The sequence below is a fragment of the Simplicispira sedimenti genome (genome assembly GCF_022760965.1).
GTDB lineage: Bacteria > Pseudomonadota > Gammaproteobacteria > Burkholderiales > Burkholderiaceae_C > Simplicispira > Simplicispira sedimenti.
In genome coordinates this window covers 1-17,194 of record NZ_JAKVIJ010000013.1, presented here as the reverse complement: position 1 = coordinate 17,194, position 17,194 = coordinate 1, and the positions used below count along the sequence as shown (strand labels likewise).

Below are 17,194 nucleotides of genomic sequence, written 5' to 3'. Positions count from 1 at the left end.
TTTCAATAACCCTTCAATGTTTTACGGATTCCGCCGTCGGCACAGCGGCCGCCTTGTCCGCAGCAGCAGCCACCACAGCGGCGGCGGCCACCTCCTCGTCGGTCAGCGGCACGGGCTTGCGCTCCAGGGCGATTTCGAGCACCTTGTCGATCCACTTGACGGGAACAATCTCGAGGCCACTCTTGACGTTGTCCGGAATCTCCTGAAGGTCCTTGACGTTCTCTTCGGGGATGAGCACCGTGCGAATGCCGCCGCGCAAGGCCGCCAGCAGCTTTTCCTTCAGACCACCGATGGCGGTCACCTCGCCGCGCAGGGTGATCTCGCCCGTCATGGCCACATCGCCGCGCACTGCAATGCCGGTGAGGGCCGACACAAAAGCCGTGACCATGGCAGCGCCCGCGCTGGGGCCATCCTTGGGCGTCGCACCATCGGGCACGTGGATGTGCACGTCCTTCTTGTCAAACACCTCGTCCTTGATGCCCAGCATCCGGGCACGGCTGCGGACCACGGTGCGTGCGGCCTCCACGGACTCCTTCATTACATCACCCAGCGAGCCCGTGCGCGTGATGACGCCCTTGCCCGGCATGGTGACGGCCTCGATGGTCAGCAGATCGCCCCCCACCTCGGTCCAGGCCAGGCCCACGACCTGGCCCACCTGGTTCTGCTGCTCGGCACGGCCATAGGTGTACTTGCGCACGCCCAAGAAGTCCGGCAGATTGTCTGGAGTCACCACCACCTTGGGCTCGTACTTCTTGAGCAGCAGGCCCTTGATCACCTTGCGGCAGATTTTGGAGAGCTCGCGCTCCAGCGAACGCACACCCGCCTCGCGCGTGTAGTAGCGCACCATGTCGCGCACGGCAGCCTCGGTCACCTCCAGCTCGCCGTCCTTCACGCCATTGTTCTTGAGCTGCTTGGGCAGCAGGTACTTCATGGCGATGTTGGTTTTCTCATCCTCGGTGTAACCCGACAGGCGGATCACTTCCATGCGGTCGAGCAGCGCCGAGGGGATGTTCATCGAGTTCGAGGTGGCCACGAACATGACATCGGACAGATCGAAATCGACCTCGACGTAGTGGTCGCCGAAGGTGTGGTTCTGCTCGGGGTCCAGCACCTCCAGCAGCGCGCTCGACGGGTCGCCCCGGAAATCCTGGCCCAGCTTGTCGATCTCGTCGAGCAGGAACAGCGGATTGCGCGTACCAATCTTGCCCAGGCTCTGCAGCACCTTGCCGGGCATGGCGCCAATGTAGGTGCGTCGGTGGCCGCGGATCTCGGCCTCGTCGCGCATACCGCCCAGTGCCATGCGCACGTACTTGCGCCCCGTGGCCTTGGCGATGGACTGGCCCAGCGAGGTCTTGCCCACGCCGGGTGGCCCCACCAGGCACAGAATGGGCGCCTTGACCTTGTCCACGCGCTGCTGCACGGCAAGGTATTCAAGGATACGGTCCTTGACCTTGTCCAGGCCGTAGTGGTCTTCGTTGAGCACCACCTCGGCGTTGCCCAGGTCGTGCTTGATCTTGGTCTTCTTGCTCCAGGGCAGCGAGACCAGCACGTCGATGTAATTGCGCACCACCGTGGCCTCGGCCGACATGGGCGACATGAGCTTGAGCTTCTTGAGCTCGGCCTCGGCCTTCTTGCGCGCCTCGGCGGGCATCTTGGCGGCCTTGATCTTCTTGTCGATCTCTTCGAGGTCCGCGCCCTCCTCGCCCTCGCCGAGTTCCTTCTGGATGGCCTTGACCTGCTCATTGAGGTAGAAGTCGCGCTGGTTCTTCTCCATCTGCCGCTTGACGCGGCTGCGGATGCGCTTGTCCACGTTGAGGATCTCGACCTCGCGGTCCAGTTGCTCGAACAGGTTTTCCAACCGCTCCTTCACACCAGCCAGGTCCAGCACGGCCTGCTTGTTCTCCAGCTTGAGCGGCAGGTGCGCGGCGATGGTGTCGGCCAGGCGGCCGGGATCGTCGATGCTGGAGATCGAGGTCAGGATCTCCGGCGGAATCTTCTTGTTGAGCTTGACGTAGTGGTCGAACTGCTGCATCACCGCACGGCGCAGTGCCTCGATCTCACTGGGGGGCGCATCGGCCTGGTGCTCGATGGGAGCCACCGTGGCGCTGAAATGGGTTTCCGCATCCTCAATGGACTGGACCTGCGCGCGCTGCTGGCCCTCGACCAGCACCTTCACGGTGCCATCGGGCAGCTTGAGCATCTGCAGGATGGTGGAAACGCAGCCCACATCGAACATGTCCTTGACGGACGGCTCGTCCTTGGCAGCAGCTTTTTGGGCCACCAGCATGATGCGGCGGTCGGCCTCCATGGCCAGTTCCAGCGCCTTGATGCTCTTGGGGCGTCCCACAAACAGTGGAATCACCATGTGGGGAAATACGACCACATCACGCAGCGGCAACAGCGGCAGCGCAATGGGAGTGGAAGGCAGGGGGGGGTGTCCGGACATGGGATTCCTCATCAATCTACCAAGCATATGACCCGCAGATGCTCAATTTCAAGCCCAAGCCCGCCTCGAAACCCGGCTTGGGTGGCACTGCCAGGGGCTGCCTGGCAGTGAATGGGCTGCCCACAGCTGGCAGGGCGTCAGGCCTTCTTCGCGGCTTCGCGGTACACCAGCAGGGGCGGCTTGCCCTCTTCAATGGTGGACTCATCGACCACCACCTTTTCGACGTTGCTGGCATTGGGCAGATCGAACATGGTATTGATCAGTGCCTGCTCCAGAATGGAACGCAGCCCGCGCGCTCCAGTCTTGCGCGCCAGCGCCTTGCGGGCAATGGCCTTGAGCGCGGCGGGGCGGATCTCCAGTTCGGCGCCCTCCATCGCCAGCAGCTTGTTGTACTGCTTGACGAGTGCATTCTTGGGTTCGGTCAGGATCTGCACCAGTGCGTCCTCGCCCAGTTCCGCCAACGCGGCCACCACGGGCATGCGACCCACCAGCTCGGGGATCAGGCCGAACTTGATCAGATCCTCAGGTTCGATTTCCTGGAACACCTCGCTCAGAGAGCGCTGCTTCTTGCTCTTGACGGCTGCGCCGAAACCGATGCCCGAGGCCTCGGTGCGGTTCTCGATGACCTTCTCCAGGCCAGCGAACGCGCCGCCGCAGATGAACAGGATGTTGGTCGTGTCGATCTGCAGGAAATCCTGGTTGGGGTGTTTGCGTCCGCCCTGGGGTGGAACGCTGGCCATGGTGCCCTCGATGAGCTTGAGCAGCGCCTGCTGCACGCCCTCGCCCGACACATCGCGCGTGATGCTGGGGTTGTCCGACTTGCGCGAGATCTTGTCGATCTCATCGATGTAAACGATGCCGCGCTGCGCACGCTCCACTTCGTAGTTGCAGCTTTGCAGGAGCTTCTGGATGATGTTCTCGACATCCTCCCCCACATAGCCCGCTTCGGTCAGCGTGGTGGCGTCAGCCATCACAAAGGGCACATCAAGCATGCGCGCCAGCGTTTGCGCCAGCAGCGTCTTGCCCGACCCCGTGGGGCCGATGAGCAGGATGTTGCTCTTGGACAGCTCCACGTCGTCCTTGGCCGCCTTGTCCTTGTGGCGCAAGCGCTTGTAGTGGTTGTACACCGCCACCGCCAGCGTTCGCTTGGCGGCCTCCTGGCCAATCACATAGTTGTCCAGATTGGCCTTGATTTCGGACGGCGTGGGCAGATCGGTCTTGGCTTCACGGCTCGCTTCGCCTGCAGGCAGCTCGTCGCGGATGACTTCGTTGCACAGGTCAATGCACTCGTCGCAAATGAAGACCGACGGACCGGCAATCAGCTTCTTCACCTCGTGCTGGCTCTTGCCGCAGAACGAGCAGTAAAGGGTTTTTTCGCTGGATGAGCCTTTTTTCTCGGCCATGGGAAGCTGTGCCTTGTGTGTTACTGAAAGTTGTCGGGATGATACCCAAAGCAGGGGAATGCGCCACGGGCCGGAAAACCAGCCCTGCGGGCGCTCTGCACAGGATCAGGGCCGCTTGGCGATCACCTGATCGACGATGCCGTAGTCCTTGGCCTCGTCGGCGGTCATGAAGTAGTCGCGCTCGGTATCCTGCTTCACCTTCTCGATCGGCTGCCCCGTGCGCTCGGCCAGGATGCGGTTCATCTGGTCCTTGGTGCGCAGGATGTCGCGCGCGTGGATCTCGATGTCCGTGGCCTGACCACGCGCGCCACCGAGCACCTGGTGGATCATGATCTTGGAGTTGGGCAGCGAGAAGCGCTTGCCCTTGGCACCCGCTGCCAGCAGGAAGGCGCCCATGCTGGCGGCGAAGCCGCAGCACAGCGTGGAAACGTCGGGCTTGATGAACTGCATGGTGTCGTAAATGGCCATGCCCGCCGTGACGCTGCCACCCGGGGAGTTGATGTAGAACGAGATGTCCTTGTCCGGGTTCTCGCTTTCCAGGAACAGCAACTGCGCCACCACCAGGTTGGCCGTCTGGTCGTTGACCTCGCCCACCAGGAAGATCACGCGTTCCTTGAGCAGACGCGAATAGATGTCGTACGACCGCTCGCCGCGGCCCGACTGTTCGATGACCATGGGGATCATGCCCAGGGCCTGTGTTTCCAGTGCGCTCATGTAGGTTTCTCCATTGCAGGCGGGTAATGTACCCAGAAATGAAATGGGGCTTGTGCCCACGGTCACAAGCCCCCAAGCATGGCTTCAGTGCACGCACAGGCCCGCAACGGCCCGTGCGCTGCGGCCTATCAGGCCTGCGCTGCAGCCGCGCCCATCAGTTCGTCAAAGGTGACGTCCTTGTTGGTCACCTTGGCCTTGCTCAGCACAAAGTCGGCCACGTTGTTCTCGATCACCACGGCCTCGACTTCGGCCAGACGCTGGCGGTCGCTGAAGTACCAGCGCACCACGTCTTCGGGCTTCTCGTAGCTGGCTGCCAGCTCGTCGATGTGGGCCTTGAGCTGGTCCGGCTGGGCATGCAGGTTGTTGGCGCGCACCACCTCGGCCACCACAAGACCCAGGCGCACGCGGCGCTCGGCCTGCGCACGGAAAATGTCGTCCGGAATTTCGGCCTTGTCGGCGTCCTTGATGCCACGCTGCTTCAGCTCGGCGCGTGCGCCAGCCTTGAGGCGCTCGATTTCGGCCTGCACGCTCGCGTTGGGCAGGTCCAGCTCGGCCTTGGCCAGCAGTGCGTCCATCACGGCAGCCTTGTTGCGGGCCAGCAGGCGGAACTTGACTTCGCGCTCCAGGTTCTTCTTGATGTCGGCACGCAGACCGTCCACCGTGGCGTCGGCAATGCCCAGCGACTTGGCCAGCGCATCGTTCACTTCGGGCAGGTGCGAGGCTTCGATCTTCTTGACCGTGACCAGGAAGTCGGCCGTCTTGCCCGCCACGTCCTTGCCGTGGTAGTCGGCCGGGAAAGCCAGGGGGAAAGTCTTGCTCTCGCCCACCTTCATGCCGCGCACGGCATCTTCAAATTCCTTCAGCATCTGGCCTTCGCCCACCAGGAACTGGAAGTCCTCGGCCTTGCCGCCGGCGAAGGGTTCGCCGTCGATCTTGCCTTCGAAGTCCACGGTCACGCGGTCGCCGTCCTGGGCGGCTGCGTCCAGGGCGCGCTGGGCAAAGCTGCGGCGCTGCTTGCGCAGGATGTCCAGCGTGCGGTCGATGGCGCTGTCGGTCACTTCGGTGGCCAGCTTTTCCACTTCGACGTCGGACAGGTCACCGATCTTGACTTCGGGGAAGACTTCAAACACGGCGTCGAAGGTCATTTCGCCCTCGGGCGCACCTTCCTTCTCGGTGATGCGCGGCTGGCCTGCCACGCGCAGCTTGGCTTCGTTGGCGGCCAGGGTGAAGGCCTCACCGACCTTGTCGTTCAGCACTTCGTACTGCACCGAGTAACCGTAGCGCTGCGCCACCACGTTCATGGGCACCTTGCCGGGACGGAAGCCGTCCATCTTGACGGTGCGCGCCATGCGCTTGAGGCGCGATTCAACTTCACTCTGCACAGCGGCCAGGGGCAGGCTCAGCGTGATCTTGCGTTCGAGCTTTTCAAGGGTTTCAACGGTAACAGCCATGGCTACTCCTAAATTTCTGAATAAACGCGCCAACTGCGGAGCAGTGGCGCCGTGTCCGGACAAGTCTCAAAGGGGTGGTGCGCGGGGGGGGACTCGAACCCCCACACCATTGCTGGCGTCAGGACCTAAACCTGGTGCGTCTACCAATTTCGCCACCCGCGCGGTCTTCAAACAGACAGGCGGCAAGCACCGCCTGCCGCCTGTGTGAAACTGGTTAACTCTTGATTTTAACCTGATGCGGGCACATCAATCCCCGGCGCCCACTTCGGGCTCTGGCCGACGCACCCGGAACCAGGCCGCATACATGGCCGGCAGGGCCAGCAGCGTGAGCACGGTGGCCACGATCAGCCCGCCCATGATGGCCACGGCCATGGGCCCCCAGAACACGCTGCGCGAGAGCGGGATCATGGCCAGCACGGCGGCCGCGGCTGTCAGCACGATGGGGCGCAGGCGGCGCACCGCCGACTCCACGATGGCGTCCCACGCCGGAACGCCGCGCGCGCGGTCCTGCTCGATCTGGTCGATCAGGATGACCGAGTTGCGCTGGATCATACCCATGAGCGCGATCACGCCCAGCAGCGCCACAAAGCCGAACGGCCGCCCCAGCAAAATCAGCGCCCCGGCCACACCAGCGATACCCAGCGGCCCGGTCAGGAACACCAGCATGGCGCGGCTGAAGCTGTGCAGTTGCAGCATCAGCAGTGTGAAGGTGACGAACAGCATGATGGGCACGCCCGCCGCGATGGACGACGAGCCCTTGGAGCTTTCGGCCACCGCGCCCGCCACGGTGATGTGGTAGGCGTTCTGCCCTGCGGCGTGCCAGTCGGCCTCGATCTTGCGCAGCGCGGGCAGCAGTTGCTGCGTGACCGTGGCCCCCTGCAGGCCCTTCACCACATCGCCCTGCACGGTGATGGCGTACTCGCGGCCCTCGCGCCACATCACGCCCGGCTCCCAGGTGAACACCGGCTTGGCGATCTGCGTGAGCGGGATCGAGCGGCCGCTGGCCGTGGGCAGGTAGGCGTTGGCAATGTCGGTGATGGCGCGGCGCTCGTCCTCGGGCTGGCGCAGCACGATGTCGATGAGCTTGTCGCCCTCGCGGTACTGGCCCACCTGCATGCCGGTCTGCATGACCTTGGACGCCTGCGCGATGGACTGGCTCGTCACGCCCAGCGCGAGCGCCTTGTCCTGGTCCACCTCCAGGCGCAGCACCTTGACGGACTCGTTCCAGTTGTCGTTCACGCCGCGCATGTTCGGCGAGGCACGCAGCACCGCCTTCACCTCGTCGGCATGGGCACGCAGCACCGCCGGATCCGGCCCCATCACGCGGAACTGCACCGGATACGGTACCGGCGGCCCGTTGGGCAGCAGCTTGACGCGGCCACGCACCTCGGGGAACTCCTGCGCCAGCAGGGCCGGCAGCGAGGCCAGCAGCGCCTCGCGCTTTTTCAGGTCCTGCGCCAGCACGATGAACTGCGACACGTTGCTCTGCGGGAACACCTGGTCCAGCGGCAAATAGAAACGCGGCACGCCCGAACCCACCCAACCACTGACCGTGGCCACGCCGGGCTGCTCCATGAGGCGCTTTTCCACGCGCAGCGTGACTTCCTCGTTGCCCGCATACGAGGTGCCCTCGGGGAACCACAGGTCCACTAGGATTTCGGGGCGGTTGGAATCCGGGAAGAACTGCTGCTGCACCTTGCCCATGCCCACAATGCCCAGGGCAAAAATCAGCAAGGTGGCGCCAATGGTCATCCAGCGGTGTTCCACGCACCAGTGCACCAGGCGCCGGAAGGCCGTGTAGAACGGGCTGTCAAACACCTCGTGCGGGTCGTCGGTGATGCCCGCAGCCACCACATGCGGCGGCGGCTTGAGCAGCAGAGTGCCCAAATAGGGCACGAAGTACACCGACGCAATCCAGCTCAGCACCAGCGCAATGACCGTAACTGCAAAGATGGCGAAGGTGTACTCCCCCACCGCCGACTTGGCGATGCCGATGGGCAGAAAGCCCACCGCCGTGATGAGTGTGCCTGTCAGCATGGGCATGGCCGTCAGCTCGTAGGCGAAGGTGGCGGCGCGCATCTTGTCGTAGCCTTCTTCGAGCTTGAGCACCATCATCTCGACGGCAATGATGGCGTCGTCCACCAGCAGCCCCAGCGCGATGATGAGCGAGCCCAGCGACACCTTGTGCAGGCCTATGCCCCAGTACCACATGGCCAAAAAAGTCACCGCCAGCACCAGCGGAATGGTGATGGCCACCACCAGGCCGGGGCGCGGGTCGATGTACCAGCGCTTCCACCAGCGCTGCTCGCCCGTGCGCTTGTGCATCCCCAAGCTGACGAAGCTCACGGCCAGCACGATGGCCACGGCCTCGATCAGCACCTTGACGAATTCATTGACCGAACTGGCCACCGACTTGGGCTGGTCCTGCACGTTCACCAGTTGCACGCCCGCAGGCAAGGTCTTGGCGATCGAAGCGGTGGCCGCGTGCAAGGCCTTGCCCAGCCGAATGATGTCGCCGCCCTTGGTCATGGAGACACCCAGCGCGATCACCTCCTGCCCTTCGTGGCGCACCTTCACGGCCGTGGGCTCCACATAGCCACGCCGAATTTCGGCAATGTCGCCCAGGCGCAGCATGTTGCCCGTGGCCCCCCGGATGGGCATGGCGCGCAGGTCTTCAATGGCCTGGAACTGCCCGGCCACGCGCACCTGCACCTGGTCCTGCGGCGTCTGCACCACGCCTGCTCCCTCCACGGCGTTCTGCTGGCCCAGCTGCGCCAGCACAGCGTTCATGTCCAGGCCCAGTTGCGACAGTCGCTTTTGCGAGACCTCGATGTAGAGCTTCTCGTCCTGCACGCCGAACAGCTCCACCTTGGCCACATCCGGCACGCGCAGCAGTTGTTGGCGCACGTCGTCGGCAAACTGCTTGACCTCGGCGTAGCTGTAGCCCTCGGCCTGCAAAGCGTAGATCACGCCATACACATCGCCAAAGTCGTCGTTGAAGAACGGCCCCTGAACGCCCTGCGGCAGGGTGTAGCGCATGTCGCCCACCTTCTTGCGCACGGTGTACCAGATGTTGGCCACCTCGGCAGCGCGCGTGCTGTCCTTGATCTCCAGGATGATCTGCGACTCGCCGGGCTTGGAGTAGCTGCGGATCTTGTCGGCGTTGGGCACCTCCTGCAGGGTGCGCTCGATCTTGTCGGTCACCTGCTCGGCCACCTGCTGCGCCGTGGCGCCGGGCCAGTAGGTGCGCACCACCATGGCACGGAAGGTAAACGGCGGGTCTTCGTCCTGCCCCAGTTGGAAGTAGGCCGCAATGCCCAGCACCATCAGCACCACCATCAGGTAGCGCGTGAGCGGGGCATGGTCGATGGCCCAGCGGGAGAGGTTGAAGCCCTCTTTCGGTTGCACTGGCGTCATGGCGTGCTCACTGGGCAGAGGAGGCAGCGGCAGCCGCAGCATCATTTGCTACTGTTTTTGTAGCTGCTTGCGCTTGTCCAGATTGCCTTGGAGCCGATTTTGGCTGAAACACCACAACCTTTTGCCCCGGCGTGAGCACATGCACCCCGGTGCTCACCACCTGCATGCCCGGCGTGAGGCCGCCCACGATGACGGCGTCGTTGCCGTCGGCCGTGGCCACCTGCACCACCTGCGAGCGCACCGTGCCCTTGTCGGCCTCGTACACCCACACTGCCGTTGCCTGGCCCTCCTGGCGCAGCGCCGTGGTGGGCAGCTTGATGGCCTGCAAACCCTTGGCCGCCAGCGCCTGCGGCACCACATGCACCGTGGAGCCCAGCGGTGGCGCAGTGGCCGGGTCGATTTTCACCTTGACGGTGAAGGTGCGCGTGACCGGGTCGGCACTGGCCGCCACCTCGCGCACGGTGCCGGGCAAGGACTCGCCCGTGGACCAGGTGCGCACCTGCACCGGCTGGCCCGGCTCCAGGCGGGTGACCTTGTCCTCCGGCACGGCGATGACCACATCGCGCGCGCCATCGTGCGCCAGACGCAGCACGGGCGTGCCTGCGGCCAGCACCTGGCCGGGCTCGGCATCAATGCCCGTGACCACGCCCGAAGCGTCTGCCTGCAGGCGCGTGTACTGCGCCTGGTTGCCCTGGGCCTGGGCCTGCGCCTGGGCCTGCTGCAATTGCGAACGCGCCGCCTTCAGCGCGCTTTCGCGGCGCTCGAGCTCGGCGCCGCTGATGAAGTTCTGCTCCTTGAGCTTGCCGAAACGCTGGAAATCGGCTGCCGCCAGCTCGTACTGCGTTTGCGCTGCGGCCACCTGTGCGCGCGCTGCGGCGGCGCTCAACTGGTAGTCCTGCGGGTCGATCTGCGCCAGCACCTGCCCGGCCTGCACGCGCTGGCCCAGTTGCACGGGGCGCTCGACCAGCTTGCCCGCCACGCGAAAGCCCAGGCGCGACTCCACGCCTGCACGCACCTCGCCCGCGTACTCCTGCACCGTCTGCAGCTCGCTGGCACCCACCGTGAGCAGCTTGACCGCCCGCACCGGCTCGGGCGGGGGCTCGGGCTGCGAGCAGGCGGTGACCAGGGAAAGCAGGGCCAGAACCCCCAAAAGCCCCATACGGGGCTGTGCTGCGGACGAAGTTCGCATGGATGTGTCCAAATAATTACTGACTGACTGGTTAGTAATCTATGTGATCGCTTGTCCCTTGTCAAGCGACAATGCAGCCCGTGAACACACCCCTGCCCCCACCTGTCACCCACTACGAGAACTTTCCCGTGGCGTCCTGGCTGTGCCCGCCGCACCTGCGCGCACCCATTGCCGCCATCTACGCCTTCGCGCGCACGGCCGACGACATCGCCGACGAAGGCCCGGCCAACGCCGCCCAGCGCCTGGCCGACCTGGCCGCCTACCGGGCCGACCTGCACGCCATCGCAGCGGCGCAAGCGCCCTCGGAGCGCTGGTCCGCCGTCTTTGCCCCGCTGGCCGCCATGCTGAAAAGCCACGCCCTGCCCGTGCCGCTGCTGGACGACCTGCTCAGCGCCTTCATCCAAGATGTGGAAAAAACCCGCGATGGCGCCGGCTACGCCCACCGCACCGAATTGCTGGACTACTGCCGCCGCTCGGCCAACCCCGTGGGCCGGCTGCTGCTGCACCTGTACGGCGTGCAGGGCGCGCAGGCGCTGGACGAAAGCGACGCCATCTGCACCGCGTTGCAGCTCATCAACTTCTGGCAGGACCTGAGCGTGGACCTGCCGCGCGCGCGCTTTTACCTGCCCGACGAAGACTGCGCCGCCCACGGCGTGGACCGCGCCCAGTTACTGGCCTTGCGGCCCACGGCGCAGACCACGGCCCTCATCAACGAGCTCTCGCGCTGGACGCGCGCCACCATGCTGCGCGGCGCGCCCCTGGTACACCGCGTACCCGGCCGCATGGGCTGGGAGCTGCGCCTGGTGGTGCAAGGCGGCTTGCGCATTCTGGACAAGGTGGACGCCCTGCAAGGCCGCAGCCTGTGCCAGCGCCCCCGCATCCGCGCGTGGGACGCACCGGGCATGCTGGCCCGCGCCCTGGCGATGTAAGAACGTGTTCACGTTTTAAGTAAGAAACATTCATGCCCCGCAACCCGCGCTGAAGCCTGTGCGCCTTGGGCTACAAGATCCAAAGAAAATTGGGCTCTAGCGCCCGTATTCATTGCGCAAGCAGCTATTGTTTTTATAGCAAACAACACCCCGCGCAGGGCATAGCCAGCGGCAGAGCACACCAACACCTCAGGGAATGTGCGCTTGCCAGCGCGCTGCGGCAGCCCCACGCTTGAGGCCACACAGCTTGCGCTCAGCGCACACCCCATGACCGTCAGCGTTTTCGACCTCTTCAAGATCGGCATCGGCCCATCCAGCTCGCACACTGTGGGCCCCATGATTGCCGCCCGGCACTTTGCCAGCCAGCTCCAGGCGGCGGGCCTGCTGGGCGCCACCCAGCAACTGAACACCGAGCTGTTCGGCTCGCTCAGCGCCACAGGCCGGGGCCACGGCACCGACAGCGCCGTGCTGCTGGGCCTGGCCGGGCACGAGCCCGACCGCATCGACCCCGACCAGATCGCCCCTGCGCTGCTGGACATCCGCAGCCGCCAGCAACTGGCCCTGCTGGGCGAGCACACGGTGCGCTTTGTGGAAAAGGAGCACCTGCTGTTCCGGCGCAAAAGTCTGCCCTTCCACCCCAATGGCCTGCGCTTTGCCGCGCTGGACGCGCAGGGCCAGGAACTGCTGGGCGCCGAATACTTCTCGGTGGGCGGCGGCTTTGTGGTCGATGCGCGCGGTGAGCGCGTGTTCAGCCGCCCCCCTGCACCGCTGGCCGAAAGCCCGGTGCCCTACTCCTACGCCAGCGCCACCGAGCTGCTGGCGCTGTGCCGCACGCACAGCTTGAGCGTGGCCCAGTTGCAGCGCGCCAATGAAGAGCACCTGCGCAGCCCCGCGCAGGTGCACGACGGCCTGGCCGCGCTGTGGCAGACCATGGCCGCCTGCGTGCAGCGTGGCTGCGCCGCGCAGGGCCACCTGCCGGGGCCACTGCAGATCCGGCGGCGCGCGGCCGAGCTACAGCACAAGCTCAGCAGCGCCCCCGAGGCCGCGCTGCGCGACCCGCTGTCCATGCTCGACTGGGTCAATCTGTACGCCATGGCCGTGAACGAGGAAAACGCCGCCGGCGGCCGCGTGGTGACGGCGCCCACCAACGGCGCCGCAGGTGTGATCCCGGCGGTGCTGCACTACTACGTGAAGTTCATCCCCACCGCCACCGAGGCGGGCATTGCCGACTTCCTGCTCACCGCAGGCGCCATTGGCGGCATCTACAAGATGAACGCTTCGCTCTCGGGCGCCGAAGTGGGCTGCCAGGGCGAGGTGGGCGTGGCCTGCTCCATGGCCGCAGGCGCGCTGGCCGCCGTACTGGGCGGCACGCCCGCGCAGGTGGAAAACGCTGCCGAAATCGGCATGGAACACAACCTGGGCATGACCTGCGACCCCGTGGGCGGGCAGGTGCAAATCCCCTGCATCGAGCGCAACGCCATGGGCGCCATCAAGGCCATCAACGCCGCACGCCTGGCACTGCGCGGCGACGGCACACACGTGGTGTCGCTGGACCAGGTCATCCGCACCATGGTGCAGACGGGCAAGGACATGATGTCCAAGTACAAGGAAACCTCGCGCGGCGGCCTGGCCGTGAACGTGGTCGAGTGCTGAAAAAACGGGCACCGAGGGCTCAATGCCCCCAGCGCCCGCTGCTCTGTGCTGAGCCGTGTGCCGCTTACCAGCGGTCCGAACGCATGCGCAGCTCCCAGCTGCCGCGCCGCAGCTCGTACACGCCCACAGCGGCGTAGCGCTGCTCTCCCTTCTCATCCCACTTCATGGTGCCGGTGACCGGCGCGTAGCCATTGATACGGCGCAGCGCCGCCGTCACGTCCTTGGGCTTGACCGACTTGGCCGCCTGCATGGCGGCGGTCAGCACATAGGTGCTGTCGTACGAGTAGTGCCCACCATAGGCTGGCGGCACCTTGAAGGCTTCCAGGTAGCGCTCCAGGAACGGGCGGCCCGCCACAAACTCCTTGGCCTCCAGCACCGGCGAAGTGGCAAAAATGCCCTGGATCTGCCCCGCCGCCTTGACCATGTCGGTGGTCTTGACCGTGTCGCCCCCCAGCAGGCGCACGTTGGTGTAGTCGATCTTGGCCAGCGCGGCAATCAGCGCCACGGCCTGGAAGTCGTTGAGCGTGGAGACAATGACGCCCACCTTCTCGGACTTGATCTTGGCGGCCAGCTCGTCAAAAGCCACGGTCTTGTCGTCGAACGACTGGCGCAGCACCACCTCGCGCTTTTCCGCCTTGAGCTGCTCGACCGCACCATCGGTCAAACCCTTGCCGTAGGGCGTGCCATCGTCCAGCGCGGCAAAGCGCACATCGCCAAACTGCGACGACGCAAACGAACCAATGGCCCGGGCCTGCAGGTTGTCGTTGGCCACCATGCGGAAGGTCGTCTCGTGTCCCAGTTGCGTGAACTTGGGGTTGGTGGAAATGGCGATCTGCGCAATGCCTGCCGCTGCATAGATAGGCGCCGTCTCGATGCTGACACCCGAATTGAGGTGCCCCACCACCGCGACCACGCCCGCATCCACCAGTTGCTGCGCCACGGCCTTGCCGGTAGCCGCATCGGCCTTGTCGTCCACCGACATCACCTCCAGGGTGACACGCTTGCCCTCAATGCTGAAATTGGCCTTGTTCAGCTCGTTGACGGCCAACTGCACGCCATTGAGCAGATCCTTGCCCAGTGCGCTGAGCGGGCCGCTCAGCGGCTGCGCGACACCGATCTTGATGCTGTCGGGGATATTGCTGCAACCCGTGAGCAGGCCACCTGCGGCCCAGGGTGCCAGGGCCAGACCAGCAGAAAAACGGCGCCGGTTCAATGGTTGGATCATGCTGAAAACTCCGTCGGATAAATGAAATATCACAGGGGTATATAAGACGCCCGCAAATTTCCCTACCGGGTAAGCCCGACCATTAGTTACTTTCAGGCGCCGCAAGGGCCGCAGATGCACCAAAAAAGTGCAACGCACGGCGCGCTACACATCGGGCCATGGCATGTTTGTTGCTGCGGATGCGGGCATGAACGACACGCTGCGCATTGTGGTGGTGGCGCCCGACCTGGCCATCACCAACCCCGACGACCAACACGCCGCGCGCCTGGCGGCGCGCTCGCGCATGCTGCGCATCGGCCTGCTGGAAAACAACTACAACCTCGTGGCCGCGATACCGGCCGACACCTTCCTGGCCGAGCGGCTGGCGCAATTGCAGCCCGACCTCATCATCGTGGACAGTGAAAGCGAAGCCCGCGACGCCCTGGAGCATGTGGTGCTGGCCACGCGCGAGGCGCCCCGCCCCATCGTCATGTTCACCAACGACGAGGACACCACCCACGTCAAGGACGCCGTGGCCGCGGGCGTGTGCGCCTACATCGTGGCCGGGCTGGCGCCCCAGCGCATCCGCCCCATCCTGGACGTGGCCATGGCCCGCTTTGCCCACGAACAGGCCCTGCGCGCCGAACTGGCCGACGCCCGAACCGAACTGCAGGACCGCAAGACCATCGACCGCGCCAAAGGCCTGCTCATGCAACGCCAGGGCCTGAGCGAGCAGGCCGCCTACGAAAAGCTGCGCAAAACCGCCATGGACAAGGGCCTGAAGCTGGGCGAGGTGGCCCGGCGCATGCTGGACATGGTGGATTTGCTGGGGTAAGCAGCGGCAGGCTCGGACCGCTCGCGGTGCGCTGGTTGGCGCCACCCACCCTGCGGGCACGACACCTGCGCACCAGCGGCGCGGATCACCGGGACTTGCATGGCACAGCAGCCGACGCCATGCGGTTTATGCTTGGCGACATGCTTGTGCACCCCAGGTATTGCCACCTGTCCCGCTTGGAGAGCCCGATGGTCTTTGCTGCTGCGCCGCTGGCGCTGAAGGTTGCCGCCACGCCCCTGGCGCTCTGCAGGCGCCCCACAGCAGCGCCCGCACAAGCCTGCGGTGCATGGCCTGCTGAAGGAGCCCATGATGCTTGACCTGCTGATCACCCATGCCAGTCTGCCGGATGGCCGTTGCGACATGTCGGTCGCCGTTCAGGGAGGCTGCATCGTCGAGGTGGCACCCGGTTTGCACGCACCGGCGCACGAAACCGTGCATGCCCAGGGCCAGTTGCTGAGCCCGCCGTTCTGCGATCCGCACTTTCACATGGACGCGACGCTCAGCTACGGACTGCCGCGCGTCAACCACAGTGGAACGCTGCTCGAAGGGATCGCGCTTTGGGGCGAACTCAAGCCGATGCTGACCGAGGAGGCGCTGGTCGAACGTGCGCTGACTTACTGCGACTGGGCGGTGGCCAAAGGCTTGCTGGCCATCCGCAGCCACGTGGACACCAGCGACCCCAGCCTGTTGCCGGTGCGCGCCATGCTGGAGGTCAAAAACCGCGTTGCGCCCTACTTGGACTTGCAACTGGTCGCCTTTCCGCAGGACGGCGTGCTGCGCACCCCAGGGGGCCTGGACAACCTCCAGCGCGCGCTCGATCTGGGCGTGGATGTGGTGGGCGGCATTCCGCACTTTGAACGCACCATGGGCGAAGGTGCGGCCAGCGTGAAGCTGCTGTGCGAGCTTGCCGCCGAGCGGGGCTTGCCGGTGGACATGCACTGTGACGAGAGCGACGACCCCCTCTCGCGCCACATCGAGACGCTGGCATTGGAGACGCAGCGCCTGGGCCTGCAGGGCCGGGTCAACGGCTCGCACCTCACGTCCATGCACAGCATGGACAACTACTACGTGAGCAAGCTGATTCCGCTGATCGCCGAAAGCGGGGTGAGCGCGGTGGCCAACCCGCTCATCAACATCACCTTGCAGGGGCGGCACGACACCTACCCCAAGCGCCGTGGCATGACGCGGGTGCCCGAGTTGATGGCAGCGGGTGTCACGGTCGCGTTCGGCCACGACTGCGTGATGGACCCCTGGTATTCGCTGGGCAGCGGCGACATGCTGGAGGTCGCGCACATGGGCTTGCACGTCGCGCAGATGACCAGCCAGGCTGGCATGCGCCAATGCTTCGACGCCGTGACGGTGAACGCCGCACGTGTGATGGGACTGGATGGCTACGGCATCGACGTGGGCCGCGACGCCAGCTTTGTGCTGCTGCAGGCACGCGACCCGGTGGAGGCGATACGCCTGCGTGCCACCCGGCTCAAGGTCTGGCGCAAGGGCCTGCTGCTGGCACAGACCGCGCCCTGCGCAGCACAGCTCTCGCTGCCCGGCCGGACGGGCAGCACGGCGTTCATGCCCGCCAAAGCGGCCGGTGGCTGACTGCGCACCGTCGATGGCCTGGGTCACCACGGGCGCCTGTTTCAGGTGACTTCACGGGAGCCAGCGGCGTTCAGCCGCACAGCCCCCCTCGGAAGATTCGCCATGGTGTGTACCGGGCAGAAAAGGACAGAGATCCTCCGTCGCTTTCAGGGTGTTGGAGGCACTCCATGCCAGTGGCCGCTGCGCAGCGAAGCCTTTGGAGCAGAGGCCATGCAGCAAATGACGGCAACCGCTGCAAAGGCGACTTCAGGCTGATTGTTATCGTTCACGGTGGGCATCGCGTCAGGCAGCTTCCAACCCTGAGCAGTCCTTCCCCCGAGTTCCGCAAACCGGGGCATCAGTTCGCAAACACCA

12 protein-coding genes and 1 tRNA gene are annotated in these 17,194 nt (G+C 65.2%); 4 read left to right on the top strand and 9 right to left on the bottom strand.

What is annotated here, in order from left to right:
- Positions 1-13 precede the first annotated feature (13 nt).
- From lon to MJ602_RS13845, 7 genes are all read right to left on the bottom strand, one after another.
- Positions 14-2,446, bottom strand: coding sequence for an endopeptidase La (gene lon, locus MJ602_RS13875; RefSeq protein WP_162015661.1), 2,433 nt, complete (start codon positions 2,444-2,446; stop codon positions 14-16).
- 137 nt (positions 2,447-2,583) lie between these two features.
- Positions 2,584-3,849, bottom strand: coding sequence for an ATP-dependent Clp protease ATP-binding subunit ClpX (clpX, locus tag MJ602_RS13870; RefSeq protein WP_243021411.1), 1,266 nt, complete (start codon positions 3,847-3,849; stop codon positions 2,584-2,586).
- Between the two features lie 105 nt (positions 3,850-3,954).
- Positions 3,955-4,563, bottom strand: a complete 609-nt coding sequence (gene clpP, locus MJ602_RS13865; RefSeq protein ID WP_162015659.1) for an ATP-dependent Clp endopeptidase proteolytic subunit ClpP — start codon at positions 4,561-4,563, stop codon at positions 3,955-3,957.
- Between the two features lie 128 nt (positions 4,564-4,691).
- Positions 4,692-6,014: a trigger factor gene (gene tig, locus MJ602_RS13860; RefSeq protein WP_162015658.1), complete on the bottom strand. Its 1,323-nt coding sequence runs from the start codon at positions 6,012-6,014 to the stop codon at positions 4,692-4,694.
- Positions 6,015-6,089: 75 nt separating this feature from the next.
- Positions 6,090-6,176: transfer RNA gene (locus MJ602_RS13855), tRNA-Leu, on the bottom strand.
- A gap of 84 nt (positions 6,177-6,260) precedes the next feature.
- Positions 6,261-9,431 (bottom strand): efflux RND transporter permease subunit, encoded by a 3,171-nt coding sequence (locus tag MJ602_RS13850; RefSeq protein ID WP_243021409.1) that lies wholly within the window; start codon positions 9,429-9,431, stop codon positions 6,261-6,263.
- A gap of 7 nt (positions 9,432-9,438) precedes the next feature.
- Positions 9,439-10,620 (bottom strand): efflux RND transporter periplasmic adaptor subunit, encoded by a 1,182-nt coding sequence (locus MJ602_RS13845; protein WP_243021408.1) that lies wholly within the window; start codon positions 10,618-10,620, stop codon positions 9,439-9,441.
- 71 nt (positions 10,621-10,691) lie between these two features.
- On the opposite strand from MJ602_RS13845, the gene hpnC reads away from it, so the two are divergent.
- Together hpnC and MJ602_RS13835 are read left to right on the top strand one after the other, a co-directional pair.
- The gene (gene hpnC / locus MJ602_RS13840) at positions 10,692-11,549 is read left to right on the top strand and encodes a squalene synthase HpnC (RefSeq protein ID WP_243021407.1); all 858 of its coding nucleotides are present in this window, start codon (positions 10,692-10,694) and stop codon (positions 11,547-11,549) included.
- A 267-nt stretch (positions 11,550-11,816) separates the two neighbouring features.
- Entirely contained in the window at positions 11,817-13,202 is a 1,386-nt protein-coding gene (locus tag MJ602_RS13835; RefSeq protein WP_243021405.1) for an L-serine ammonia-lyase, read from the top strand.
- Between the two features lie 64 nt (positions 13,203-13,266).
- On the opposite strand, the gene MJ602_RS13830 is transcribed toward MJ602_RS13835, so the two are convergent.
- Positions 13,267-14,427 (bottom strand): branched-chain amino acid ABC transporter substrate-binding protein, encoded by a 1,161-nt coding sequence (locus tag MJ602_RS13830; RefSeq protein ID WP_162015653.1) that lies wholly within the window; start codon positions 14,425-14,427, stop codon positions 13,267-13,269.
- A 187-nt stretch (positions 14,428-14,614) separates the two neighbouring features.
- On the opposite strand from MJ602_RS13830, the gene MJ602_RS13825 reads away from it, so the two are divergent.
- Positions 14,615-15,241 carry an ANTAR domain-containing response regulator gene (locus MJ602_RS13825; protein ID WP_162015652.1) on the top strand — a complete coding sequence of 209 codons (627 nt, stop codon included), beginning with the start codon at positions 14,615-14,617 and terminating at the stop codon, positions 15,239-15,241.
- A 309-nt stretch (positions 15,242-15,550) separates the two neighbouring features.
- Positions 15,551-16,840, top strand: a complete 1,290-nt coding sequence (locus tag MJ602_RS13820; RefSeq protein ID WP_243021403.1) for an amidohydrolase family protein — start codon at positions 15,551-15,553, stop codon at positions 16,838-16,840.
- 146 nt (positions 16,841-16,986) lie between these two features.
- Here the strand turns inward: MJ602_RS13820 and MJ602_RS13815 are convergent.
- Positions 16,987-17,194: hypothetical protein (locus tag MJ602_RS13815; protein WP_243021401.1), on the bottom strand; the 208-nt coding region annotated here is incomplete at its 5' end.

Bases quoted from the DNA above. Each gene is read 5' to 3' on its own strand.
- lon (WP_162015661.1), bottom strand. From the start codon at position 2,446: ATGTCCGGACACCCCCCCCTGCCTTCCACTCCCATTGCGCTGCCGCTG.
- MJ602_RS13825 (WP_162015652.1), top strand. From the start codon at position 14,615: ATGAACGACACGCTGCGCATTGTGGTGGTGGCGCCCGACCTGGCCATC.
- MJ602_RS13830 (WP_162015653.1), bottom strand. From the start codon at position 14,427: ATGATCCAACCATTGAACCGGCGCCGTTTTTCTGCTGGTCTGGCCCTG.
- tig (WP_162015658.1), bottom strand. From the start codon at position 6,014: ATGGCTGTTACCGTTGAAACCCTTGAAAAGCTCGAACGCAAGATCACG.
- MJ602_RS13820 (WP_243021403.1), top strand. From the start codon at position 15,551: ATGCTTGACCTGCTGATCACCCATGCCAGTCTGCCGGATGGCCGTTGC.
- clpP (WP_162015659.1), bottom strand. From the start codon at position 4,563: ATGAGCGCACTGGAAACACAGGCCCTGGGCATGATCCCCATGGTCATC.
- MJ602_RS13850 (WP_243021409.1), bottom strand. From the start codon at position 9,431: ATGACGCCAGTGCAACCGAAAGAGGGCTTCAACCTCTCCCGCTGGGCC.
- clpX (WP_243021411.1), bottom strand. From the start codon at position 3,849: ATGGCCGAGAAAAAAGGCTCATCCAGCGAAAAAACCCTTTACTGCTCG.
- MJ602_RS13835 (WP_243021405.1), top strand. From the start codon at position 11,817: ATGACCGTCAGCGTTTTCGACCTCTTCAAGATCGGCATCGGCCCATCC.
- hpnC (WP_243021407.1), top strand. From the start codon at position 10,692: ATGCAGCCCGTGAACACACCCCTGCCCCCACCTGTCACCCACTACGAG.
- MJ602_RS13845 (WP_243021408.1), bottom strand. From the start codon at position 10,620: ATGCGAACTTCGTCCGCAGCACAGCCCCGTATGGGGCTTTTGGGGGTT.